Raw genomic sequence first — 26158 nt, forward strand, 5'->3', positions numbered from 1 at the left:
GCGGTGAGCCGCACAGGGCCGTCCTGGTTCGGCAACGACTCAAAGCCGCATCGAGGGCTCAACTGGCATCGTGGCCCCGCCGAGCTACCGCAAGCCCCGCGGTAGGACACCACTTCAGGCTCGGGCATCCTGGCGGCACGACAGGCATTGGTGCGAGCTTGTTCTCCGCCCCTTTGGCCGTGATGCGCCCGGGTCAGCTCCTGGAAGATCAAGCACAACCACGTGAACACGGTCGTCCGCGACGGCCGCGTACCCAGCTGTGGTCGCTGGAGACGCGTGGCGCATCAGACGTTGCGTCATGAGCAGGTCTCTGCCGGAAGAGCGGTAGACCATCGTTCCGTATCGGTGTCTCAGCTGGTGGTAGCGCATGCGGATGCCGATTTTGGATGCGATACCGGCGATGGTGCGGGAGACGGATTCGGCACGTGTCCCTTCCCAGAATCTGCCACTTCCTGCCAGGTCGAGCGCCTTCATGACGACCGGCGGCACAGGGATGGTGTCCGTGCGTCCGCCCTTGCCCGTGACCCGGAGTAGTGCTGTGCCGTCATCAAGGGCGGACAGGTCTTCCCGGGCGAGTTTGGCCGTCTCGTGTGCGCGGAGACCGCAGAACGCCCCCAACAGGACCCAGGTCCTGTGCTCTCCATGTGTGGCTGCGGTGAGCCGGGTGAGTTCATCTTCTGGGAGCGGATGCGGTGTTGACCGGGGTGCTGCGGGCTTGCGTATGCCTTGTATCAGGTCCACTCCCAGCCATTTTCCGAACGCCTGGAGATGGTTCAGGTAGGTTCTGCGCGACCATGGACGCAAGGGGCGCGCAGCGAAGTACGTGATAACATGATCGACTTTGAGCTGGTCCACGCTTACGCCGGCGAAGCCAGCAATGGCGTTGATGCAACGTACGCGGGCTCCGATCGTGTTCGATGAGTAGCCGTCCGCGCGCTGGGCTTCGGTGAACTTGTCGAGTGTCATGAGGGACGTCATGTGCCCGTCAGTCGTATTCCTACCGTGGTGTGATGAGTTTGGCGGGATCCACCCCTGAATCGTCCTGAGCTGCACTCTTGGCAAGCGGCTTTCGTCTGGTAGCCAACAAGGGCAAGTCGTTCCAGGGATCCAACGTCTTGGGGAAGGGGTTCATCCTCACCCCCGAACAGGCAGACGACCTGATCCAGCGCGACCCCCGCAACAGGGACGTCCTCTTCCCCTACCTCAATGGCGAGGACCTCAACTCCCGTCCGGACTGCTCAGCCAGCCGCTGGGTGATCAACTTCCATGACTGGAGCGAGGAGCGGGCTCGGAGCTACCCCGAAGTATTCACCATCGTCGAGAGGGACGTGAAACCCGAACGACTCAAGAACAACCGCAAAGTGCGACGCGAGAGATGGTGGCAGTATGCCGAGCGAGCTCCCAAGTTGTACCAAGCCATCAAAGGACTTGACCGCATCCTGGTGGTAGCCCAAACCAGCCGGACCCAAATGCCCGCCAGGGTCCCAGTTGGTCCTGTATTCGACCAGAAACTTGTAGTATTCCCTCGACAAGGAACGGCCGATCTTTGCTTTCGAGCAAGTAGTTTCCAGTATCTCTGGACCCTTCGAATGGGTTCGACCAGGACTGCTGATCTTGTTTTTACTCCATCTACCTGTTCTGAAACGTTGCCGCAGCCACAGAATATCGACTCCTTGCAAGCAGCCGGAGATTCTCTTGAGGCGGTGCGCAATAGTGTAATGCTGGACCGTCAGATAGGACTGACGAAGCTGTATACCGCAATGCATGACCCAGCCGTCACCGATTCTTTCATCGAAGACTTGCGTAATGCACATTCGGCGGTTGATCGGATGGTGGCCCAAGCTTATAAATGGGCGGACCTCGATATTGAATGTGGATTTCATCCAACCCCGCAAGGGCTGCGATACACCTTTAACCCCGCCGTGCAGTCGGAAATCTTGGATCGCATCCTGGAACTGAACCACAACCGGCATCATCTGGAGTCTATTGACGCCGGAGGGGACAGTGGCGAGCGGTCGATGGGCAGTAGGTGTAGCAGGTCTCACTCCGGAGACGATGCCCTGTTCTGAGCGGCCGATTCTCTCAGAAGAGAACGTCGTCGACTGAAGTGAAAATCTTCGGCGAACTCACTGAGGCGTCGTTCCGGCTCTTCAGCCTCTCCCCGGTTTTCCGATTGGGGGCAATATTGCCCAACTCAAGGCCATGTTGGTTATGATTGAGTTCGAGCAGGCGGTCTAGAATCTCGATTTGCATAACTGGATCTACGGTGTAGCGGATGCCCTGCCGTGTCGGATAGAATCCGTTATCAAGGTTAAGGTCACCCCATCCGTAGGCGCCTGAAACCGCTCGATCGATTTCTCCGTGGAGGCTTCTCAGCCTCAGAATGTCACTGTCAATGACAGTCGCATCGTGGAGCAGATTGTAGATTTTCGTCAGGCCAAGTTGGCGATTTTCCATAATCGAACTGCGTGCAATTTCGAGGGCCTGTCCCATAGCGGTCAATTCGATGACTCTCTCGGGCAAGGGCAATGTATCGTACACGTCAGACGGCGTATACCGGAGATCTCCCTTGAGGCTTGATGCTCGCGCGATCGCCCATGCATAGTGGATGCCGCTGCTGAGCAGCGCCAGGTCCGCAGACCTATCAGTGGCGAAGACCACGGTTTGTTCGCTGACGACTTGGCCAGTAGGTACGAAGAGCGGCAGCCCAGTCTTGCTCACCCTTGCTACCACCAGGATGCGGTCAAGTCCTTTGATGGCTTGGTACAACTTGGGAGCTCGCTCGGCATACTGCCACCATCTCTCGCGTCGCACTTTGCGGTTGTTCTTGAGTCGTTCGGGTTTCACGTCCCTCTCGACGATGGTGAATACTTCGGGGTAGCTCCGAGCCCGCTCCTCGCTCCAGTCATGGAAGTTGATCACCCAGCGGCTGGCTGAGCAGTCCGGACGGGAGTTGAGGTCCTCGCCATTGAGGTAGGGGAAGAGGACGTCCCTGTTGCGGGGGTCGCGCTGGATCAGGTCGTCTGCCTGTTCGGGGGTGAGGATGAACCCCTTCCCCAGCACATAGGAGCCGATGAATGCTGGTGACCTCTCAACTAGCCCGCCACCCGGGTCGCTTGGTGCCCATCCTGATACCAGACGGTACGGCCGCCCCGAAACCCGAGACCGCGGATCAAGCGACGACGTGATACCTCGGACCACGACATCGTCCAGCACCCGAGTGGCCTCAGCGCCCAAGCCCGGCTTGGTGGTCCACACCGCGCAGTATTCCAGCGCCGCAGACCGCGAGGGCCAGCGTGCACTCTTCACTGCTCGGCGCACCTCGACGCCATCGTCGAGCAGCTGGTCGAGGCCGACCTCCCGAGTGTCGCCCTGGGCAAGGGTGTTAGTAGCGATCAGACCCGTCTGGCCGCGTTCGCTGAGCAGTTGGTGGGCTCGGAGTTCGAAGTACGCGACGAGGTCCGCGCTACCCCGTTGCCCCCGCCCCAGCCCCAGCACCAAGTACTCGCGATACGCCTGCCCCAGCGTTCCCGTCAGCTTCTGACCGCCGAGGAACGGTGGGTTGCCGATGATCGCGTCGAAGCCGCCCTGCTCGGCCTCGAAGACTTCGGGGAAGACGAGAGGCCAGTGCACGGGCAGGCGGACGAAGCCGTCCGTAGGTAGGTCCTTGCTCAGCCACTCCAGAGCCCGCGTCCGAGCTTCGTGGACCACGGGGTCGGAGTCACGGACCGCATCTGAGGCGACCGTGCTGGCCAATTCCGCGGCCTTGAGGTAGAGCGAGTCACTGCCGCCCACGGAGGCGAGGCCCGCTCCCGTCGTGAGGTCGCCGATCAGTCGTAGACGCTGAAGATGTTCGTTGCTGGCCGCGAGCAGGCGCCGCTTCTCGTCCAGGTCAGCGATGGAGTCGCTGTGGATTCCGGCGATGGCCTGACGGTTGCCCGACGCGCTGTGGACACGGGCGCGCGCCTGTTCCGTCCACAGCTCATCAAGGCGTCCTTCGTGCAGCTTGCGCCCCGCGACCGGATCCAGGTGAACGTTCTCGATCTGCTCCAGCTTGGCGACCCCCAACAACGAGTCCCCCGCCACCAACCGGTCGTCCAGAAACGTGAACGGGCGTTCCGGGTCCATGGAGATCAGCCACAGCGACAGCTTGGCCATCTCCACCGCCATGGGGTTGATGTCCACCCCATACAGGCAGTGCTCGATGATCAGGCGCCGGGCGCGGACCATCACCGGGTCACTCTCCGCGTCCGCCGCTGTCATGGCACCCGTTTGGTCGCGGTGGCTGCCGCGGAAGGCCAGAGCCTCTTCGTCCTCTGCCTCGACCCAGGCGTCGACCAGACGGTCCGCGAGGTAGCGGCAGGCGGCAACCAGGAAGGCGGCCGAACCCATTGCGATGTCGGCAACCTTGAGCTTCAGGATGTCGACTGCGCCGATGAGCTTCCACTGCTTGTCGTCCGCCGTCTGGAGCGGGCCCGGGCGGTAGACGAGTGGCTCCAGTGCTCCCACGGCGACCTGCTGGGCCAGGACACGCGGCGTGTAGTGGGTGCCGGTGTTCTTGCGGAGGCGGGATTCTGTGACGTACAGGCCGTCCTCCGGGATTACCACCGGCAGGCCGCGCAGGTCGTCGCGGAGGAGCCCGTGGAAGGGAAGGATGCGTTCGGCGAGGTCGCGGTCGTTCTCGGTGACCGCGAGCAGGCGGTGGACGGCCTCGCCCCGCGCCTGGTCGTCGCCGGGAGCGAGCAGCTTCTCCATCTTTGACGCCGCGGCCGGCGGCTTGGGGTCCTTGAGGTGCTCGTACAGCTTCTTCGACAGGCCCGGGAGGTTGGGCTTTTGGCCGGGGACCGCGCGTGCGCCCACTCCGAACGGGGCGGCCAGTTCCTCCAGTTCGGTCAGGCTCACCTCGTGTTCCAGGCCGGGCTTGCCGATGAGTCCGAGCACGGTGTCTTGGGCGCGCTTGCCGTCGTATGAGAGGAGGCCCTCGTAGACGTAGCCGATCTGCTCGACGTCGAGGGCTCGGAAGGTCAGCCGGCGCCGCTCCCTGTTGACGACGACGAACTGCACCGAGTCGAGGACGTGCAGGACGGTGCGGTCGTCGATCGGGAGGAGGGAGGTGTGGCCGTCTGCGGCCCGCGTGGCGTCGTCGTCCGTGGCGTCTGCGCCCTCCGGCACCGCCTCCAGCCAGGGGAAGCGCTTCGGGTCGAAGATCGAGCCGTCGTACGCGGGCAATGTGAGCAGGGGGTGGTCCACTCCGCCGTGGACGGCGTGGAAGAGGGCGATCAGCCGGTGCCAGGCAGCGGTGGTGTGGTCCAGGGAGTCCTCGCCGTCCGCGCGGCGGCGTTTGTCCAGCGTCTCGTACAGTCGCCCGGCCGAGTACGCCTCCGCGTAAAGCTCGTTGTCAGCGGGCAGCAGGCCCCGTTCCTCGGCGAAGAGGAGGAAGACGACGCGCATCATGACCGCGACTGCGCCCCGGTAGACCTCGCTCGCCGGTACGCCTGACAATCCCTTGCCGCCGCGTTTGACCATCCGGGCCTCGGCGCGGCCGATGGAGTCCACCAGGAGTTCGACGGCTTGACGGACCTGGATGCCGAGCGCCTCGGTGACGTCTTCCTGACCGTCCAGGCTCTCGCGCAGCAGCGCAGGAAGCAGTTCGTCCACCGGGCGTCCGAAGAACCGGCCGCGGCGGAGGAGGGACACCCAGGCGCGGACCGCCACCAGGTCGGCCGCCTCGTTCCAGGCGATGGTGTCGAAGGTGGCGCTCGTCGTGACGCCGCCGGGCGGTGCCCAGACCAGGGACCACCAACGGCCGTCGGTGACCAGCCCCAGCTCGACGCCATGGTGGCGCAGGACGTGGGCGAGCCGGTCGACTCCGCTCGCCGCCCAGGAGTCGTCCCTGATACGGCGGGTCGGCACGGTGTCGGGCGGGAGGACCAGGCCGAGGATCGGTACGTGCTGGGCGGTGCCAGCAGTATCCGGTTCGGCGGTGGGGTCGGTTCCGGGTCGGACGAGCGCGAAGTCGGGGCGGACGGTGGTGTCGGACCCGGGCGGGCTGACGGCGAACCGGTCCAGCAGCGTGTCGTCCTCGGCCAGGCTTTCGCCGCCGTCGCCGAACTGTCCGGCGCCCTCCCGCAGATGCAGGGCGTCGTCCCATTCCAGCAGGGTGCGCAGCTGGAAGCCGATCCAGTCGAGGCGGCCGGCGCCCTTGCGGTCGTCCTGCCAGATGCCGTGGTGGAGGCGGATGTCGGCGCGGCGCCCGCTGGGCACACCTTCCAGCTGTGGCCAGCTGCGCAGCAGGACCGGCAGGGTGAGAAACGGGCCGGACACCTCTACGAGGTTCAGCCAGTCCAGGTGCTGCTGCTTGCCGTCGGACGCCTTGGCCGCACGGATCGCGGCGGCGGAGGGGCGGCGGCCTCCGGAACGGGGCGCGGGGGTCATCAGTAAGCCTCCTTGGCAGGGATGACGAAGACGACGGCGACAGGGAAGAGATGATCCTGCGGCTCGCGGTAGCGGGCGGCGATCGCGGCGAGTTCACGCTCGCGTTCGTCCTCCACGCCGTCGAGCCGGGCCCGCCAGCGTTTGCGGTCGTCGGCGAGCTGGCGGCGTTCGTCGGGATCCTTCAGCTCGTCCAGGCCGAAGAGCGTGTCCATCCCGGCCGTCGGGGAGGCCGCCGTGGCGGAGGTGGTCTCGCCGAGCCGGTTCCGCAGAGTGCGCTGGAGACGGTCGAGGGTGGCGTTGATGCGCTGCTCCTCATCGGCCTGGCGCTCGGCCAGCCGGTCCATCAGGGACGCCTTGCGTTCCTTGCCGCGCGCGTCGACGGACTGGGTGAGGCCCTCGTACGTTTTCGGCCAGCTCTGCTGGAGGCGGTGGAGCAGGCGCTCCTTGGCGGGGCGACCCTCGGTGAGCGCACGGTCCAGGATCGAGGCGACCGCCTCCACGCCGCGCAGCCGTCGCTGCCAGCCGTTGTCGCCGAGCCAGCCGCCCGCGTGCAGGATCTCCTCGTGGAGGCGCTGCCCGTCCGTGCCGACCAGCACGAAGCGGGCGTACGCTCCGACGAAAGTGGTCTCCAGGGCCGGGTCGTCGCTGACGACGGCCGTGATCCGGCGCAGGTCGACGTTGTCCGCGTTCCATACGGCCGCGCGCAGGAGCCGCGTCGACATGGCGACGAGCGGATGGTTCAGATGAGCCAGCACGATGTCGGGGCGTCCCAAGGCTGCCTGCGCATCGAAGGTGACCGGGCGCAGGACGTCGGGGCGCAGCTTGTCGGGCAGGCCACGCGTGGCGCGCTCCCAGGAGCCGGTAAGCGGCGGCACGGTGTACAGGCCCTGCCGGAAGTCGTCTTCGGACGGCGCGTTCTCGTCGAGGCACGGTACGAGGGGCTGCTGGCGGGCCAGGTTCAGCGCGGTGTTCACCACGCGGGCGACCCGGTCCGGGGTGATGCCGAGTTCCACGGTCGTCTGCTTCAGCTGGGCGCTGAGCCGCCGCACCTGCTCGGTGACGTTCTGTTCGGCGTCCACCTTGCCGCCCGTGGGACGGCCCTTGATCTTCTTCGCGCGGGCGTGCTCGATGTCGAAGTCGTTGAGCTGACCCGTCATCCGCAGCTGGACCTTCTCGGCGAGCACGGCGTTGACCTCGCCGAGGTCCTCCTCCATCTGCGCGACCTTCCGCGCGATACGGGCCAGGAACTCCAGGTCGGCCTCGTACACGGCCGTCCTGGCCTTGTCCCAGGCCGCGCCGACGAAGTGCATGATCTGCGGGTTGTATCGCTGGCCGTACCGGTCGATGCGGCCGATGCGCTGTTCGAGCTTATTGGGGTTGAACGGGATGTCGTAGTTGATCAAATGTCGACAATGATCTTGGAGGTCGATTCCTTCGCTTGCGGCATCAGTGGCGATGAGGATGCGTACCGTGCCCTCAGGACTGGTGGGCTGCTCCTGGAATGCGAGCCGGATCTGCTCGCGCTCTTCAGCGTTCTTCCCGCCGTGGAGGGTGAGGACGCGGCCCTCCTGGGCCAGGCCCTCCTGCTGGAGCAGGTTCAGCAGCCAGTCCTGGGTGTCGCGGTACTCGGTGAACACGACGACCCGCTCGTTCCCCCACCTCCCGTCGGTGAGGCAGATGGCCTTGAGGGTCTTGACGAGCTCCTTGGCCTTGGCGTCAGGGGACGCCTGGTGGGCCTGGCCCCAGCGGGCCATCCGCTCCAGCAGCTCGGCCTCTTCCTCGGACGATCCCGGGGTGACCGTGGCGGCGCGGGTGATCGCGTCGTGCTCGGCCTCGGCCAGCTCCTCGTCGTCGAGCTCGGCCGCGTAGTCCTCGTACTGCGTGATCCACAGCGGGGTCTCGACCGGGGCCGGAACCTCCTTGTTCCCGCCTGACTTCGCCTTGGCTCGTACCGATTCGAGGTGGACGCCGACGGTGTGCGCGAAGGCGGCGGGGGAGGAGAACAGCCGCTTCTTCAGGAGCAGGGTGACCAGGTCGACGGCCTTCCTGCCGCCGCGCCGGTCGGGCGTGACCCGCTTCTTGCGCAGCTCGGCGTAGCGAGTGAGGAGGGCGTGGATCTCACGCTCGGTGTCGGGATACTCGACGGGCAGCGCCTTCGACTGGCGGACGTGGAAGCGGGGGTTGCCCTCCTCGTCGGTCACGGAGGTCTTCAGACGTCGTACGACGGTGTCGTCGAGGGCGGCCTTGTCCGGCTCGCCGCCGCGGAAGAAGCGCTGGTTGTCGATCAGTTCCAGCAGAGCCGTGTAGGACTCCTGGTAGCCGTTGTGCGGGGTGGCGGAGAGGAAGAGCCGATGCTCGAAATGGGGGGCGAGGCGTCGGATCAGCTTGGTCTGCTGGGAGTCGACGGCGTAGATCTGCTTGGGTGCGCTCGGGGCGACATGGTGTGCCTCGTCCAGGATCAGCAAATCGAAGGTACGGCGCCCGGGGCGGCCCGGCAGCTCCGTCGACCCTCCCGGGGGTAGCACCTCGTCGATAAGCCGCTGCGCCTTGGGCGTGCGCAACCAGGGGAGGCTGACGATGGTCAAGGGGAACACCCGGAACGGGTTGGCGGCGCTGCTGTGCGTGCGGCGCAGTTCGGCGCAGCAGGCAGAGTCGACCACGGTGAAGTCGAGGCCGAACTTGTCGGCCATCTCGTCGCGCCACTTGAGGGTGAGCCCCGCTGGGCAGACAACCATGACGCGGTGGGCCCGGCCTCGCAGCCGCAGCTCCTCGGCGACCAGTCCGGCCTCCACGGTCTTGCCGAGACCGACATCGTCGGCGAGCAGCAGATTGACGCGGGGGGCGCCGACGGCGCGAGCGACCGGTTCCAGCTGGTACGGCTCGATGGCCACCCCTGACCGGAAGGGGGCCTGGAGCGTCTTCACGTCAGCGGAAGCGACGGCGGACCAGCGGACGGCGTCGAGGAAGGCCGCGAGCTGCTCCGGCGGGTCGAACGCTCCGGTGGAGGCGTCGGGAAGGGAGCCGGCGGGGAGGACGCGGCGCCCCGGCTCGACCTCCCATATCACGGAGAGGGTGTCGCCGTAGCGGCCATCGGCAACGGATTGTAGATGCACCACGGTGACATCGCCGACCGGGGCGGCTTCGACTCCGGACACCACCCAGTTCTGGCCGCGTACCTGGACGAGAGCATTCTCCTTCGGCGGCGCGACGATTGCGGAGGCTTCGGAAGTACGGGTGGTTCCGGGCATGCGGACATCCTCCACTATCACTCTCGGCGAGACGGCGGTGCCTACCGGAGTGCCTCATATTGACAAGCGATTCGTTCGTTGACCTAGATCACATACTTTCTCCCCTGGTTGTGGACGGGGCGTCGACGGGTCACTGCGGGAGACGGAGCGCGCGGGTCAGTCTGCCCAGGCGGCTGACCAGACGCTCCACCTCGGCATTGGCGGGATGGTCGGGAGGCAGCGCGGTCCGTTGGTCGTCGGCGAGGTGGCGCAGAGCCTCCAGGGCTTCACCAGCCGAGCCTGAGCCCGCCAGGAGGGTGGCGATGTCCCGGCGGGTCTCCAACACCTCCGGATCCAGCGGGGGAAGCACCTCCTTCTGGAGATCGAGTGCCTCGCGCAGCTCCAGGAGGGCGGCGGAGTTGTGCCCGAGCCGGCCAAGGCAGCGGGCCGCCATCACCCGGCAAGCCGCGAGGTCCGCGTCCGGCGCGGAACGGGTCGACACGAGGGTTTTCGCGAGCTCCAGGCAGCCCTCGCGTGCCGCTTGCAGTTCCTGCCCTTCGAACTGCAACCGGAGGATGGCCAGTCGGCGGGAGACGACCTCCGGATGGGAGGAGTCGAAACGGGGCAGCACCTCGTTGAGATCCCTGCCCAGCAGCTCCAGTGCCTGTGACAACCGTCCCTCTGCCGCAAGGCGTTGCGCGCGCTCGCGCAGGTCCGCCGACTCCGCGGGCGACCCGGCCCCGGAGGTGGACGGCGGTTGCGCTGGCCGAACGGAAGGTTGTGCAGTTGCGAGCGGGGCTGGGGCGTGCTCCGGAACGGATGCGTGTGCTTTGTCCGAAGGAGGATCGTTCGGAAGGTCGCTGCCATCGTGCGGCAGGCGCGCGGTGGCCTTGCCGGGCCTCGGCGTTCCGGCGCGGGCGGCCTTCGGCACCGCCTGCTCGGCCCAGGGCGCGAGGGCCTCCCGGACTTCGGCTGCGTCCGCCGGCCGATCCTCCGGGCGCTTCGCAAGTAAGCGGGAGACCAGGTCGCACAGGTCGGCTGGTGCGTCGTCACGCAGCCGTTCCAGTGGTACTGGAGTATCGGCGATGTGCTGGACCACCAGGGCCAGCGGCTCGTCGGCCGTGAACGGCGGTCGTCCGCCCAGTATCTCGTACAGCACGCACCCCAGTGCGTACAGATCACTGAGGGGAGTGGCCGCCTGCCCCTTGCCTTGCTCTGGAGAGATGAAGCCCGGAGTTCCGGCCACCATGCCCGCGTCGGTCAACCGTGGCCCGTCCGGTGGTTGCAGGGCGGTGGCGATACCGAAGTCGAGGACGCGTACCGTGCCGTCTGTCGTGAGCATCACGTTGCGGGGCGTCAGATCCCGGTGGACGAAGCCGCGTCCGTGAGCCTGGACCAGCACGGAGCACACCTGGGCGCCCACCGCGGCGGCCCACTCCACAGGAAAAGGTCCGCGCTGGGCCACCAGCCGGTCCAGCGTGTGTCCGTACACGCGCTGCATGACCAGATAGAGCCGACTCGCTCGATGAGTGCCCGCATCATGGATGACCGGTACATACGGATGCTCCAGCTTGGCCATCAGTCGTGCTTCTCTGGTGAAGCGGACGACGGCGGGGTCCTGCGGATCGAGCCTGCGCGGCATCTTGGAGACAGCCGTCCGTGGTGTCAGCAGTTTCACCGCCACAGACCGGTCCAGCCGCTGATCGTACGCCGCCCACACCTCGCCCATGCCACCTCTACCGAGCAGCTCCGCCAGCTCGTAGCGGCCGTCGATCAGTTCGCCCCTAGACAGGTGATGGTCCCTCATCGTCTTCCCCGCGCTCTGTTGTCGACCCGGGTTACCAGTGGTCGCGGAGAGGCCGGGAATCGGGATGGGCGCGTGATGTCCATACCCGGGTCCGGGAAGGAGCCCCACGATGCGTCAGGTGTGGACGCAGGAACGTGAGGGGCCAGGAGGGACTCCACCGAGGTCGCGTCAGCGTGTCGCTCGCCGGGGTGCTTCGCGAGGAACCGGAGGACCAGATCTTCGAGGTCCGGTAGCTGGTCGTGGCGGAATGAGGCGAGGGCCGGAGGCGTACTGGTCCGGTGCGCCAGCATGACGAGCGCTGGTATCAAGGCGGTGGACGGGGGCTCTTCGGTCGGCATGAAGTACAGCAGGCAGCCCGGCGAGTAGAGATCGGCACGGTGGTCGAAGTGGGAATGAAGACCGCCTTCTTGCTCCAGGGCCCGTGAGTCCGGTGCATCGTGCCCTCTCACAGGACGGTCAATCGTGCGGGGATGGCGCCGGGCGCGGCCACCAGACTGAAGTCGATGATCTTCAAGGTGACGTTGGGCGCCACCACGACGTTCTGGGGTTTGAGATCCCCTGTGCACGAGACGTGCGGCGCGCACGGCGGGCAGCCCGGCAGTGATCTGCGCGCCTGCGACGCCAGCCGCGTCCACTGCGAGAGGACTGTGCTCCGTCACGAGATCCACCACAGTCGCGACGTCGGGGACGAGCTGCATCACGAGATGCTGCATCGTCTTCCACCCACGGGCGTTGTGCACGATCGCGACGTGGGGATGGTCGACTCCGGCGAGAGCGGCGGTCTCACGCCGGAAGCACCGGACGATGCGCTGCCGTTCGTCGTCGAAGTCGTGGAGTTCCGGGCGAATGAAATTGAGGGCGACCAGACGCCTCAGATGCAGGTCGGTGCAATTCCATAACTCGCGCATCGCTCTGTGGCCGATCGGCGTGCGCATCGCGCAACGATCGGCGATGCGCTGTCCCCGAGCCATACGGGGGCCTCCCCAAGGTATGTATATAACCGGCCCGTCCCGGACCATCACGGTGCGTGCATAGTCGCTGACGATCCTAGGTCAGCACGAGAGGACCTGGGAGCGGACAATAAGCTGGAAAGCGCGAAGGAAACCGAAGGGCCTGTTCAGGGTGAACCGGGGACGCCGGACGCCCCCATGCCGTACAGGCCGCTGCCACGGGAATCGCCACAGGCCCGCACACGTCCGTGGCATTTTCGGCCACCCACCGGCAGCGCTCATATGCGCCGCGTAACCTCACGGGCATGGAGGCATCAGCATCCGGTGCAGGTCAGGACGCCGACGAGGAGGCGCGGCGGCGGCTGAACGCGTACACATACCTCAGCGCGCCCGAGCGGCTGGAGCACGTCGCGATCATGCGGGTCTTCTGCGGAACTCTGCTGGCGGATCTCGCCGTCCCGGACGTCATGGCGAAACTGCGCCAGACCGGTGCTTCCGCCGTAGGGCTCGACGCCGACACTCTCACAGTCCGACTGGAACAGCTGGTCCAGTGGGGAAACCTGCTCCGCAGCAGCCACACGGTGAACGCGTCCAGCATCAGCGAGTACCAGCGTTCCCGCTCGCGCTACCAACTGTCGAAACTGGGCGAACGTATCCAGCGGGACGCCGACGGGGTCCTGACCGAGGCCGACGCCGCCCGCGAGGTCAGCAACGAACTGCTGGCCCTGGTCGAGCGCGGACTACGGGAGCTGGCCGGCCTCGCGACCGCGCCGGGCGGCGTCGAGCCGCAGGACGGGCTGGAGCGGATCAGCACGATGTTCGTGCAGTTCACCGAGTTCGCGGACTCCATACGCGACTTCTACGCCTACCTCGGACAGGTGCTGTCCCGCTACGACCTGGACAGCACCGAGTACCAGGGTTTCAAGGAGCTGCTCCTGGACTACGTCGAGGCGATCACCGAGGACGTAGCATTCCGCGCACCTCGGATATCGGCGGCGTTGGACACCCTGTGGCCGCACATCCCGGCTCTGCTGGACCGGCTGGACTCCCACGCCCAGGGGCTCACCGGGCTTTCGGCGCAGGCGCAGGGCGAAAGCCGCGCGGAGATCCGGATCCAGCGCAGCCGGGGCCGCGAATTCGCGGACTGGGAGGGCCTGCGCGGCTGGTTCAGCAACACCGACGGCTCGGGCAGCCAGGTCGACCAGCTACGCGATGCCACCCTGCGCGCGTTGCAGTCGCTGCTCGCCAACGCCAAGCGAATGCTGCGGTCGGCCACCGGGGAGATGTCCCGGCGCAAGGATCTGCTGCGGCTGGCCCGCTGGTTCAACGAAGCGGCGCCGCGGGACGCACACGACATCGCCGCCGCCGCCTTCGGGCTGTACGGTGCCCGCCATCTGGGCACACCTCCGGCCACCGACGAGGTGGTGCCCGCCTACACAAGCTGGTGGACCGGTCCGGTGGTCGAGGTACCGGTGGCCCTGCGTGAAAGAGGCAGCCGCGCCCAGCGGGGCCGGGCCTCCGCGGTGGAGGACCACTCCGCGCAGAAGCAGCTGCTGAGGGAGGCCGCACGGCAGCGGGCAGCGGCCAGAGCAGCGGCGGCGGACGAACTGCGCAGCGCGTCCGGCCGGTTCGCCGAGGTACGCCTCACGTCAGCGGCGCTCGGCCTGCTCTTGGAACTACTGGCCACAGCGCTCGGAAACGCACAGCTCAGCAGGCCCATCAGCACGGACGGGGAGAGGAAGGCGGTGTTCGACCTCGACTCGGCCAGCAGTGAAAACGCCGAACTACGTATCCGCCTCACCGTGCGCCGGACGGCGGGCACGCGAACGGTGCTGTACTCGGCCGACGGCGACCTGCAGCTGGAGGACCTGGAGCTGGACATCAGTCGCACCTCCGCCGCGGTCGGCGGCGAAGCGGAGGAGAGCGTGTCATGACGCTCCCTTCGACTCACGACGTAGCCCTGGCAGCCGAGCGCCGCACCGCCGCCCGGCTGCTGCTCGCCCACCCGCTGATCGCATCGGACGGCCCCCACGCCGACCTCTTCCCGCTGATCCGCAGGCACGCCGACTGGCTGGGCAAACGGTTCCAGCAGGTGCTCGGCTACCGCCTGCTGGTCGACAGCTCCTACGCCCGCCTGTTCAAGGCGGGGCTGGGGACGGATTCGGGTCATCGGCTGGAGCGCTCCACCGGCACCCCGTTCACCCCACACACGTACGCCTGCCTCGCGCTCGCCCTGTCCGTGCTGGTGACCGCGCCCGAGCAGATGCTCCTGTCACACCTGGTCGCCGATATCAGGGCTGCCGCAGCCGACGCCGGAATCGAGCTGGAGGAAACCGGCCGAGCGGCCGGGAAGCGGACCCTGGTCGCGGCTCTACGCCAGCTCGTCGACTGGGACGTGCTCATCGAGACCGAGGGCCATGTGGCCGCACTTGCGCAGGAGGCGGGCGGAGAAGCCCTGATCACGATAGACCGGGAGCTGGCACGCGTGGTCGTCGCCGGCCCGCTCTCCCAGGCACGGGACGGCGCCGACCTGGTCCGGCGGGCAGCGGACCCGGGCTTCGGCGGACCACGCACCTACGTGCGCCGGATGCTCGTCGAGACATCCGTCGTCCACCTCGACGAGCTGACGGACGCCGAGCGTGACTGGCTGCGCACCCGGCAGCGCCGGGAGGCCCAGGCTTTCTCCGAACTCCTTGGTCTGGAGATGGAGATCCGTGCCGAGGGCGTAGCGCTGGTGGACCCCGAGGAGGAGCTCACGGATCTGCACCTGCCGGGCACCGGGACCGTCGCACAGGCCGCGCTGCTGCTGGCGGAACGGCTCGTGGAACGGCTTCGGCCGCAGGAACCGGGGCATCCGGCGACCGGCGGGACGCTCGTCATCGGGGTGGCCGTACCGGACGGCCTGGTGGATGAGGTGCTCGCCGAGCTCATCGCCGAGTACGGGCAGCGCAGCAACTGGCAACGCGGCTACCTGGAGGACCTTCCCTCCCTGCGAGAGGCCGTACTGGACCTGCTGGTCCGCATGCGGCTGATGGCCCGCGCGGGCCGGCTGCGCGCCGAGGGCGAAGGACTGCCGGAGGGGTACGTCGAAGAGGCGTCGGAAGGACGCACGGTGACCGATGTCCATGGCGCACGGCCCGGCGGCGACGGCTGGGTGCTGCTGGCCGCAGCGGCCCGCTACGCCACCCAAGTCACGGTGCGCCCGGCCACCGCAGCCGGCAAAGGCACGGACGTTCAAGAGGAGTTGCCGCTATGACCACCGACGCGCGTGGCCTCGTTCCGCTGCCGCGCTCCGGCCACGCGACGGCCACCGGCGCGCGCTTCCGGCTGCACCGGGCGGGCATCCAGAACGTCTGGCAGTACGACGAGCAGGAGTTCTCCTTCGGCGACGGGCGGCTGCTGCTACGTGGCAAGAACGGCGCGGGCAAGTCCAAGGCCCTGGAGATGCTGCTTCCGCATCTTCTGGACGGCGACTCCCGGGCACTGGACGCGACAGGCACCGGCCGCACCACACTTGCCTGGCTGATGTTGGACGGGTTCGAGCAGACCAACCGTCTCGGGTATCTGTGGGTGGAGTTCCGGGGTACGGCCGACGACGGCGGTCACCGCCACCTGACGCTCGGTGCCGCCATCCGCGCCTCGAAGTCGACGCAGAAGGCGCTGCCGACGTTCTTCGTCACCCCGCTGCGGATCGGTGAGGACCTGCACCTGGTCGAGGCCGGTAAGCCGCTGCCGGTCGACCGGCTCAAGGAGATCGTCGGCTCCGACAACACGACCGACCGCGCGGTCCAGCACCGCTCACGTGTGGCCCGGGAACTGTTCGGCATGACCGACGCGACGCGCTACCGCAATCTCACCCAGCTCCTCCACCGGTTGCGGCGCCCGACGGTCGGCGACCGGATCGAACACGGGGGCCTGGTTTCCCTGCTGAGCGAGACCCTGCCGGGACTCGACGAGGACGTGGTCGAGAAGGTGGCGCGCAACCTCCACGACCTCGACGCCGTACGGGACGAACTCGGCCGCCTGGAACGCACCGACGCCGCCTTGCGTACGTTCCTCACCAGTTACCGCGGCTACCTGGCCGGGGTCCTGCGCACCTCCGCCAAGAGAGTGAGCCACGAGCTGAGCGTCCTCGCTCAGCGGCGCCGGGCGGCCGGAGACGCCGCACAGCGGACGAGCGACCTGAGGACGCAGGAGGAGGAGTTGGAAGGCCGACTGGAGACCCTGCGCGAAGAGGAACAGGACGCCCGGATCGACCTGGCCGCCCTGCACGCCAGTCACGCCTACCGCAGCCTGCGCGAACTGTCGGAGCGCCGTGGCACGGTGGAGGCGCTGCACACCGCCGCCGTGGCCGCGTTCACCACCTTGCGCAACGCCCATGACGCGGAGGAGGGCTCGGCGGAGCGGCTGGCCGAAGGTGTCGAACACCTCGGAAGCCGGCTGGCCGAGCTGGGAACCGAACATCGAGAGTTGCTGACACAGGCGGAAAAGGCCGGGCTTCCTACCGGCCATCTCGGCGAGGCGGTGGCTCTGCCGCGCACGGTTCTCGCCCAGGCCACCGAGACCGAACTGACGACTCCGGACGGGGAGACGTGTACCGTACGGCGCCGGTCGGTGGCCCGTGTGGACACGGTCACGGCGCAGGAAGGGCTGCAGTCCTGGCAGAACCAGTTGGAAAACGCCGAGTCGGTCGCGAGGAACCGGGCCCGGATGGTTCAGGAGGTGACCCACCTCATCTCACGGGCGGACGAAGCCCGGGCCGGGGCAGCCCAGGCTGATGCCGAGCGAGAACGGCTGGAAGGCGAAGCAGAAGACGCCGCCGGCCATCTCGACGGCAGCCGTGAGAAGGTCGCTGAGGAGAGCGGCGCCTACTCCCGTCAAGTCGCTGAGTGGGCGGCACGCACGCGGAATGCGCTGGGTGCCGACTGCCCGTCGCTTGACGCCGTCCACGCCGTCGTCGGCCTCGAGACTTCTACCGATGCGCCGTTCGCGGACCGCACGCTGCCGCCCGATATCGACAGCCAGGCGTGGCTGACCGCTCAGGCCGCGTTGGAGCCGTACGGCGAGAAACTCACCGAACGCCGGGACGCCCTGGTACTCGGCGTCAGCCGACTCGGCGAGGAACTCGACCGCCTGGCGGAGCAGAAGCGGGACTGGGAGCAACGTACCGACCCCGAGCCACCGGCCCCGCACCATCGCGCCGCCGCGAGGATGCCGGGCAGTGGAGCCCCTTTCTACCGGCTCGTGGACTTCGCGGACGACCTGGCTCCGGCCGACCGAGCCGGTCTGGAAGGAGCGCTGGAGGCGAGCGGAATCCTGGATGCGTGGGTGAGTGCGGACGGCGTCCTTCTCAATCCACGCACCCAGGACACCCTTCTCCAGCCGGGTCCCGTGCTATCCGACGGGTCGACTCTCGCCTCGGCCCTGCGCCCAGCCCCTGAACCAGATTGCGGCGTCACCTCCGAGCAGGTGGGGAGTCTCCTGGCCACCATCGCACTCGCATCGGCACAGGAGACCTCCGCGCACAACGCGGCCTTCTACGACGGCAGTTGGCGTCTGGGCGTACTCAGCGGTCGTCATGACAAGGACGCCACCGAGTACGTGGGGGCCGCCGTACGCGCCGAGACTCGGCGACGCATCCTTGCCGACTTGGAGGAGAGGATCGCGCATACGGAACAGCGGCTGACCGAGGTCCGCGAAGAGCTCGCCGCAGCCGATACCATGCGCCGGGCTCTCACGCTCGCGGAACGGGACTTCCCCAAAGCACGGAATCTTGCTGACGCATGGAGCAGGAGCGAATCAGCCGAGCGGACCCTGCGCGACCTGACCGCCAAGGCGACCCGAGCGGCGCGGCTGGCCGAGGAGGCACGCGCTCTCGCGGTATCGGCGCGAACCAAGGCGGAGGCCACCGCCTCCGCCCACGACATGCCCGGCGACCCCGCCTCCCTGGACCGTGTGCGCACCGCACTGGCTGGCCTGCTCAGCGGTATCGGGCATCTGCGCAGGGCCGTCAGCGGCACGGGTGAGCGGCTTGGTACCAACCAGGCCGATGCCGACCGGTACGGACGCGCCCAAGAGGATCGCCTGGCCGCGGACGAGAGCTACCGGCTCCACCGCGCCGGACTGCGCACCGCTGAGCAGGACCTGCGCACCCGCGAGGAAGCCATCGGGTCGTCCGAGGAGGAGATCCTCTCCCGCGAGCAGGAGGCCAAACAGCGCATCGCACACGCCGTCCGCGTCCTCCCCGGGGCGCAACGAGCCCGCGACGACCTCCACGACCTCCGCGTGCGCGCGGAAGAGGACGAGAAGCGCCTGCGCGGGACCCTGGCGGACCAGGAAACGATGGTCATCGACACCGGCAGCGCTCTTCGCGCTGCTCTCGGCCGACCGGAGGTGGTGCTCGGCGCCGGCCTCGACCGGTCCTCGCTGTCCGAGTACGTGTCGGACGATCCCGCCGCGGACGTGCGCAGCCGTCTGCGAGCGCTGCGGGCTCTCGCCGACGCCGTGGAGCAAGCCCTCGGCCGCCCGAAGGGCGAGGTGTCGGACAGCACCCTGCTCAACCGTCACACCGATCTGCGCGACCAACTGGCCGGCGGGTTCGACGCGCAGCTGGAGGAGCGCGACGGGATCAAGGTGTGCCGCTTGGTCGACGACCACGGGTCCCATGACGTCGCAGCCGTGGGCGAGCGGATCGCCGTGCAGGCGGCGGAGGCCCGGGGACGGCTCACCGAGCGCGAACGCGAGGTCTTCCAGCGGTTCCTGACCGGCGAGCTCGGCGACCACCTCTCGGCGCAGGTCATCACCGCGGCGAATCTGGTCGCCGCTCTCAACGACACCCTGCGGACCGTGCGCACCTCCCACGGCCTCGGTGTCGAGCTGCTGTGGAAGCTGGACGAGGACGTGGACGCGGATGTGCGCGCGGCCGTCGAGCTGCTGCGCAGTCCGTCGAGCCTCAGGACGCGCGACCAGACCGAGCAGCTGCGCGAGGTGCTGCAACGCCGAATCGAGGACGCCCGCCGTGCCGACCCGTCAGCCGGTTACGCCGCCCATCTGCGGACCGCGCTGGACTACCGCAACTGGTTCCGCTTCCACACCTTTGTGGTCGAGGACGCGGCTCCGGGCCGCCGTAGGAAACTGACCGGCCGGACCGGTCTCAGCCAGGGCGAACAACGGGTTCTCTCCTACCTCGTGCTCTTCGCCGCGGCAGCCGCCCATTTCGCCAGCCTCGCCGAGTCGGCACCGCATGCACCACGCCTGATTCTCCTGGACGACGCCTTCGCCAAGGTCGACGAACCCACCCACGGCCGACTGGGCCGCATACTCGTCGACCTCGATCTCGACTTTGTCCTCACCAGCGAGCGGCTCATGGGCAACTGGCCCGAGGTCCCGTCCTTGCACATCTACGAGTGCCTCCGCGACCCCCACGTGCGCGGCGTAGCCACGCTTCACTACACCTGGAACGGCCGCCACCGGCGTCTGATGTCCGTATGAGCGGACTGCCCTCCGCAACGCGCGACTGGTTGACGGGTCCTGGGCTCGCCCGGCTCTGGGCGGGCGTACGCAAACGCCTGGAGAGCAACGGCGTACAGGCCACCGGCTCTCTCCGGCTGACCGCGATAAACCCCCAGGAACGCAACGACCTGTCGCTCCTCCTGGGCAAACCTCTCACCGGTGCCGCCGTGACCGTACGGCTCGACGTACTCGACGCACGGCTGCGCGCCTCGGCCGCCGGGCTCGGGCTCCGGCAGACCCTGGAGGAACTCGGCCCGCCCGTCACCGACCGCCGAGCCGCCCGCGCGGACGCGACGGCACGGCGGGAGCAGGTGTGGTCATCCCTCGCTTCGTCGCTGGACGCCTCCCCGCTCGCCAGCCAGGAATGGGCCCGGCAGTGGTACGAGCTGTTGCGCCGGGCCGGCATTCCGCGAGGAGTGACGCCCGACGCGGCGGTGTGGACACTCCAGCAGGCGATCCAGGTCCTCACCACCCTCCTCGGCCCCGAGCGGGGCGGCGCACGCGGCCGAGGAGAACTCGCCGCCATGGCCACCGGCTCCGCGCACGGCCTGGACGACGGCACATGGCTCGCCCGCCTCGTCCAACGCGGCGCCGCCCTCGCCCACGGCACCGAGTTCCCCGACGACGCGGCAGGTCGGCGCGCTCTGTGGCGGCTGGTGTCCGTCACGCCGGACGAGGTCTCCAGCACGGTGCTGACCTACGGGCTGCGCCCCGAAGGCGAGGGCTGGCGGGAGCGTGCCCTACGTGAGCGGGCCAAGCATCACGCCGAAGCGCACTTGACGCCGCGCGACCTACACTCACTGCGGCTGAGACTCCCCGCCGGAACACTCGTCCACATCTGCGAGAACCCGCGCGTGGTGGAAGCCGCGGCGGACGCGGCCTGCGTCCAGCCCCTGGTGTGCACGTCCGGCAGCGCCGCCACGGTGGTCTTCACCCTTCTCGACGCCCTCGCCGCCACAGGCTGCCACTTCGCGTACCACGGCGACTTCGACTGGCCGGGGATCGCTCTGACCAACCGGGTCATCCGCCGCTACGAAGCCCAGCCGTGGCGCATGGGCACCGCGGACTACGAGCACCTGGCCGCTCGCAGCCAGGCTGAAGGCATCCCTCAACTGGCGCTCGATGGCCAGCCGGTCAGCGCGGACTGGGACCCTGATCTCGCGCCGGCCATGACTGCCCTCGGCGTCGCACTCCATGAGGAGGCCACGCTCGGCCTCTTGGTGGCCGACCTTTCACGCCTGGCGTAGAGACATCGGCACCATGCCGGACTCCGGGAGCCAAGCTGCTCTCAAGCCCCCGGCCTGGGTCGGTTCCCGACTCGGGCACCACTCCGGAGTCGGAAGCAAGTCCGGACCCAGCCAACTGCCGGGGCCGTAACCTCGACCAACTCCGCTGGATTACTGGGGTTGCCGTGTGAAAATGCCGCTCCGACCCGTGCCCGTGCCCACTGGAGATGACGTGACTATCGCGCACCTTGTGGCAGCGCCAGACCGGCAGCAGGCGCCGCTCAAGACTCTGGCTCACGTCGAGTTCCAACTGCGAGTGCTCGGGCTGCTCTGTGCCGCTGCGACCGGAAAACCTACCTCTTTGACTACACCGGGATCCCTCGATGTCTGGTCCCGCTACATCCTGCTACGGCGCAGTTCTCTGAGATGTGACATCTGTGAATCCGCCGCGCTTGACGTCGCCGACAGCATCAACACCGAGGTGGCTAAAGACACCTCGATCCGCCGAATGCGCAACCAGGTGTTCCACGGTGGCCCAGATCCGGAAAACGTAGACCTCGATGCACTCCATCAGGTTGTCTCAGCCAACGCGGACCACATCGTGGCGATCTATGCACACGGGCACGTCACCGAGCTGGAGCCGTTCTTCATTCCCATCAACGGCGAGCTCGCCGCCCTGCACGATTACTCCGAGGGATCCGCAACCTACTGGCCCCGCCACGGGCACGCGACCGATGTCACGCGGCCGGAGATCCTTGAGGCGCTCCAGAAGCTGGGGCCGCAACGCGGCGACCGGCTTCTGGAGAGCTTCGCGCTGGACATCCAGAAGGATCTGGACGGTTTCGCCGCACGGGAGTCAATCCAGACTCTCGTCGCCCCGCCCGAGCCAATCGTGGTGCGCTGGGATCTACGCACGTCCGGTGGCACGATCCGGCGCGTCGACCGGTTCGAGCTGAATGCTGATCACGCCCGGGTCTGGCATTCCGAGTCGGGCACAAGGCCGTACAAGGCATTCCTAGCGGACATCTGCAATTGGGAGCTCCTCAAGGAACGACTCCTGGAGGAGCTCGAGGAGCAGGTAACGGAAGAGAGTCTGATCAGGGAGGAGCTATTCCCGGATCTCAAGCAGCATGTCCCCGATGTGTCTGCGCGGGTCTGTGTCGCAGATGGTCCGTTCGGAGATGGCAGCGACGTCACCATCACTCAAGCGTGTGAGCGGATCGCCGCCCGGACCGGCATCTACAGTTCGTACACGAACCTCATCACGCTCACCGGTGAGGCCGGATCAGGCAAAACGCATAGCCTGCTGCAGTTTGCTCGGGAGTCACTCGCCCGTGGCGGGGAGCTCGCCCCCATTTCGATCTACATCTCGTCGAGCGGGAAGAGTGCAAACAGCCTCGACACGCTTCTCGACGCCAGTATGGGGCGTACGTTGATTCTCAACTCGCGTTCCGTGCTGGCGCTGTGCCGCGCGGGTCTGGCGATTCTGGTGATCGACGGCTTCGACGAGTTGCTCGGCTTCCGTACCTACGACAACCCACTGAGCGGTCTGAGGCCGATCCTGGACGCACTGCGCGGCCGGGGAACAGTGATCCTGTCTGCGCGGTCAAGCTACTCTGAAGCCCGCCTCCGTCAGGACCTGGAACTTCACGCCTCGATGGACTGGCCGCCATATGTGACGACGCTCGAGCTCCTGCCATGGCGGCCGGAAGAACTACGGGAACTCACCCACAGACTCCCTGCCGAGGAAGCCCGGGCCAAGATGTCCCCGGAGATTCGGCAGATGTTGACTACACCGTTCTTCTGTCTAGCCTTCGCGGTCTGGGCACGGACCGATAAGTCGCTGGAGTTCTTGCAGTTTGTCGTCGAGACCTACCTACAGCGCGAACGGCGCAAGCAGCCTGGCCAGGCCGGCGTCGAACTCTTCAGCTCGGGAGTGCTTGCCGACATCTTCTCCGAGGTTGCGGAAATGATCGCCCGGAACGCGGTTGCGGAAGTCTCGGAAGACGATCTTGAGTTGGCAGCGTCACAAGCTCTGGACCGTGACCTCACGAAAGAGGAGAAGCGTCGGCTGATCGCGCTGTGCGGAATGAGCGCCGAATGGGCGGAGAATGAACTCTCGTTCAAGTTCACTCACCTCGCCATCGCCGAGCAGTTCCTCGCCCGGCAGGTTGCCCGGCTGCCGCTCGACCAGGCAGCCTCCCTGTTGTTCAGCGTTGCCATCTCGGGGCTCTGCGCGCAGCTGATCGTCTCGATTTGGCGAACGGAGCGTGGCAACGTGCCGACCGAACTGATCGCCGCACTCCAGGAAAAGGTGACCGCCGCCGAGCCCTACGACCAGCGTCTACCTGGGGCGATCAGTCTCGGCGAGCTGTGGGCGAAGATTCACGGAACCGGTGACGGCCCTCGCTCCGTGCGGCGGATCACGGTCGAGTCTCTAGAGCTCGGTGGCTCCGGCCGGGTTTCACTCGAGGAGGCGCATGTCCAAAACCTGACCGTGGGGCCAGATATTGAGCTTCGGCTGGCCTCCAGCCGCGTCGATAGACTGGATCTGTCGAAGTCGACGGGCGTCGCCCTGGTGGGAGACTCCTACAAACAGGTGCTCGAGTTGCTGACGCAAGACGAGTTGGCGGTTGGGCAGTCGAGGATCAAACACGCGCTCGGGCTGGCCGAGGAAGTTACCGAAGACATCACCGAGATCGACAGCTACTTCAAGTCGAACATCGCCCTCGCCAGGGGGCCAATCATTGTGAACTCGCGTGATTTCGCACCCGACGACAACCGGCTCAACTGGGTTCGAGAATACGGTCTCGACGCTTGGCAGGGCTTCGTCCGCAGGATGCAGGAGGAAGGAAAAATCACTCTTGAAAAGGTGAATGCGAGTGGGCGCCAGAAAGTGCGACTGCGCCTGACGGAGGCATTCGACGAGCAGTGACGCGGACAGGCCCGTCACCGTGCTGGCAGGCGACGGGTCACTCCGGCGGGGCAGCGATCTCCGCTCGACAGGCGTTGTATCACCGAGAACCCGGAAGACCTCAACTCGGCGGTCGGCTCGGTGACATCCGTCGTCACCATCTTGCAAGGGACTCACCACTGCTGTGGCTGCGCTACACGGCTGATCCACGTTCGTACAGGACCCTGGGAGCCGTCTGGGAGCCAACCCGCTCTCCAAGCCCCTTCGACACGAACCGACACCGCCCCACACCAACAACCTGACCAGGCAAAACAGCAAACCAACCGTTGATGATCAAGACCGACCCTCATCCGGGACGAAGAGGTCGTGGGTTCAAATCCCGCCACCCCGACAGTGAAGTACCAGATCAGGGACTTGATCCGCATCGCGGGTCGGGTCCCTGAGTGGTTTCTCGGCCTTCTTGGGAGTCGTTGGGGAGTCACCGTCCCTCTCCGTCCCGTTCCCCCTTGATTCTCGAAGCAGTCGGTTTTCGACGGTTCGGCGATCCGGTGATTCCGTGGGGAGGCCCTCACGGTGCCACCACCCGCGTACGCTCAGTGTGCCCGACTCACCAGCCGGACGGACGCACGAGGGACACCGTGGATCATCTCTTCACCGTCGACGGCCAGCGGGCCACGCCGATATCGCGGACCGGGCTGGCCGCCGAGAACCTGTTGGAGCGGCAGCACCTTCAGGAGTGGGTGATCGCTCATCCCCAGGTGCTCGGGGAGTCGGTGCTCGTGGTCACCGCGGAGTACGACCGGTGGGCCGACACCGACGGGGTGCCGGCTCGTGACCGGCTGGATGTCCTCGGGCTGGATGCGACGGGGCGGCTCGTCGTGGTCGAGCTGAAGCGTGGCACGGCTGACCGGGACGTTCACCTCCAGGCGATCACGTACGCCGCCCTGGTCTCGCGCTTCGACCTCGACACCCTCGCCCATGCGCACTGCGCCTTCCTGTCCCGTAGAGGGGAGGCACTTGACGTCGAGGTGTGCAGGCAGCGGCTGCTGGACCATGTGGACGGCGAGTGGAGCCCCGCGTTGCTCCAGCGTCCGCGGCAGGTCATCGTGGCCGCCGACTTTCCGAAACAGGTCACGCACTCCGTGGTCTGGCTCTCCGAGATGGGCATCGACATCGATCTCGTACAGGTCGGTCTGTGGCGGGTGGAGGGGCATCTCGTCGCCGGATTCACCAAGGTGTACCCGACTCCGGAGGTGGAGGAGTTCACGCTTGCTCCCGCCCGGGTCGAAGGCGAGGCGGTAGCCAGGAAGTTGCAGGAGCGCTCGCATTCACGCAAGGCCGTCCATGTGCTCGTCGATGCGGGCCTGCTGCCCGAGGGGACCAGGCTGCTGATGACGCCGCGCCACGGCGTCACGGAGGCCATCCGCGCCGACATCCGGTCCTGGGTGGCGCAGGACACCGCCCGAGCGGCCGCCACCTGGACCAATGACACCGCCAAACCCCTGCTCTGGGACGCGGACGGAGCCGCCTACTCCCCCACCGGGCTCGCCAACCACATCTTCACCAGCGTGACCGGCCGCAGCGTGGACGGCATCCAGGGAACGAAGTGGTGGGACGTGGACACCGCCCACGTGCCCGCCGGTGTCGACCCCGAAGCATGGGCGACGCTGGCGGGCTCCGACCTGACCGCTCTGGCCCGACAGGTCACCGGCACCCGCAAGGACTGGACCGAGCTGCACACCCTGCTCGGCGGTGTCACCGCAGGTCGGTGGACCACGTATGGCGATCTGGCGACGGTGGTCGGCAGCCATCCGGTCCCCATAGGCCAGCACCTCAGGGCCTGCGGCCGATGTCCGAGCCCCTGGCGCGTCCTCACGGCCACCGGAGAAGTCAGCCCCGGCTTCCAATGGCCCGACCCCGCGCGTACGGACACGGCCGCTTCTGTCCTGGCGGGGGAAGGCGTGCGTTTCGACGGAGGAACCGCCGACCCGGAGCAGCGCATGCGCGAGGAAGAACTCCGGCAGCTCCTCGACGGCTGAGAGCCTTCATCGTTCTCAACAACCCCACGGAGGACGGGAATTGCCGCA

The 26158-nt window shown here is 67.2% G+C and carries 12 protein-coding genes; 8 read left to right on the forward strand and 4 right to left on the reverse strand.

Translation table 11 applies throughout. The features are described 5' to 3' along the window. Nucleotides 1–114 precede the first annotated feature (114 nt). Complete coding sequence (locus HFV08_RS10315) at nucleotides 115–966, reverse strand: tyrosine-type recombinase/integrase (protein WP_168538102.1); 852 nt, start codon at nucleotides 964–966, stop codon at nucleotides 115–117. An 89-nt stretch (nucleotides 967–1055) separates the two neighbouring features. On the opposite strand from HFV08_RS10315, the gene HFV08_RS10320 reads away from it, so the two are divergent. Then, nucleotides 1056–2069: a DNA methyltransferase family protein gene (locus HFV08_RS10320; protein ID WP_168538104.1), complete on the forward strand. Its 1014-nt coding sequence runs from the start codon at nucleotides 1056–1058 to the stop codon at nucleotides 2067–2069. 13 nt (nucleotides 2070–2082) lie between these two features. Here the strand turns inward: HFV08_RS10320 and HFV08_RS10325 are convergent, their stop codons facing one another. The 3 genes from HFV08_RS10325 to HFV08_RS10335 all read right to left on the reverse strand — a co-directional run bounded on the left by HFV08_RS10325 (nucleotide 2083) and on the right by HFV08_RS10335 (nucleotide 11469). Beyond that, the gene (locus HFV08_RS10325; protein ID WP_210430131.1) at nucleotides 2083–6435 is read right to left on the reverse strand and encodes an Eco57I restriction-modification methylase domain-containing protein; all 4353 of its coding nucleotides are present in this window, start codon (nucleotides 6433–6435) and stop codon (nucleotides 2083–2085) included. Further along, the gene (gene drmD / locus HFV08_RS10330; protein ID WP_168538106.1) at nucleotides 6435–9683 is read right to left on the reverse strand and encodes a DISARM system SNF2-like helicase DrmD; all 3249 of its coding nucleotides are present in this window, start codon (nucleotides 9681–9683) and stop codon (nucleotides 6435–6437) included. The genes HFV08_RS10325 and drmD overlap by 1 nt, the downstream gene beginning before the upstream one ends. Before the next feature lie 130 nt (nucleotides 9684–9813). Beyond that, complete coding sequence (locus HFV08_RS10335; RefSeq protein ID WP_168538108.1) at nucleotides 9814–11469, reverse strand: serine/threonine-protein kinase; 1656 nt, start codon at nucleotides 11467–11469, stop codon at nucleotides 9814–9816. Nucleotides 11470–11972: 503 nt separating this feature from the next. Here HFV08_RS10335 and HFV08_RS10340 point away from each other — a divergent pair. The 7 genes from HFV08_RS10340 to HFV08_RS10370 all read left to right on the forward strand — a co-directional run bounded on the left by HFV08_RS10340 (nucleotide 11973) and on the right by HFV08_RS10370 (nucleotide 26110). Further along, nucleotides 11973–12368, forward strand: coding sequence for a hypothetical protein (locus HFV08_RS10340; RefSeq protein WP_168538110.1), 396 nt, complete (start codon nucleotides 11973–11975; stop codon nucleotides 12366–12368). A gap of 356 nt (nucleotides 12369–12724) precedes the next feature. After that, on the forward strand, nucleotides 12725–14353 hold the full coding sequence (locus HFV08_RS10345) for a TIGR02677 family protein (RefSeq protein ID WP_168538112.1): 1629 nt from the start codon (nucleotides 12725–12727) through the stop codon (nucleotides 14351–14353). After that, nucleotides 14350–15675, forward strand: coding sequence for a TIGR02678 family protein (locus tag HFV08_RS10350; RefSeq protein ID WP_168538114.1), 1326 nt, complete (start codon nucleotides 14350–14352; stop codon nucleotides 15673–15675). The genes HFV08_RS10345 and HFV08_RS10350 overlap by 4 nt, the downstream gene beginning before the upstream one ends. Then, nucleotides 15672–19910 (forward strand): TIGR02680 family protein, encoded by a 4239-nt coding sequence (locus tag HFV08_RS10355; RefSeq protein WP_168538116.1) that lies wholly within the window; start codon nucleotides 15672–15674, stop codon nucleotides 19908–19910. The genes HFV08_RS10350 and HFV08_RS10355 overlap by 4 nt, the downstream gene beginning before the upstream one ends. Beyond that, on the forward strand, nucleotides 19907–21178 hold the full coding sequence (locus tag HFV08_RS10360) for a TIGR02679 family protein (RefSeq protein ID WP_168538118.1): 1272 nt from the start codon (nucleotides 19907–19909) through the stop codon (nucleotides 21176–21178). The genes HFV08_RS10355 and HFV08_RS10360 overlap by 4 nt, the downstream gene beginning before the upstream one ends. 211 nt (nucleotides 21179–21389) lie before the next feature. Continuing rightward, nucleotides 21390–24092, forward strand: a complete 2703-nt coding sequence (locus HFV08_RS10365; RefSeq protein WP_168538120.1) for an NACHT domain-containing protein — start codon at nucleotides 21390–21392, stop codon at nucleotides 24090–24092. A 617-nt stretch (nucleotides 24093–24709) separates the two neighbouring features. Further along, nucleotides 24710–26110: a PDDEXK family nuclease gene (locus HFV08_RS10370; protein ID WP_168538122.1), complete on the forward strand. Its 1401-nt coding sequence runs from the start codon at nucleotides 24710–24712 to the stop codon at nucleotides 26108–26110. Nucleotides 26111–26158: the final 48 nt, after the last annotated feature.

The sequence above is a fragment of the Streptomyces physcomitrii genome (assembly GCF_012273655.1).
Taxonomy (GTDB): Bacteria; Actinomycetota; Actinomycetes; order Streptomycetales; family Streptomycetaceae; genus Streptomyces; species Streptomyces physcomitrii.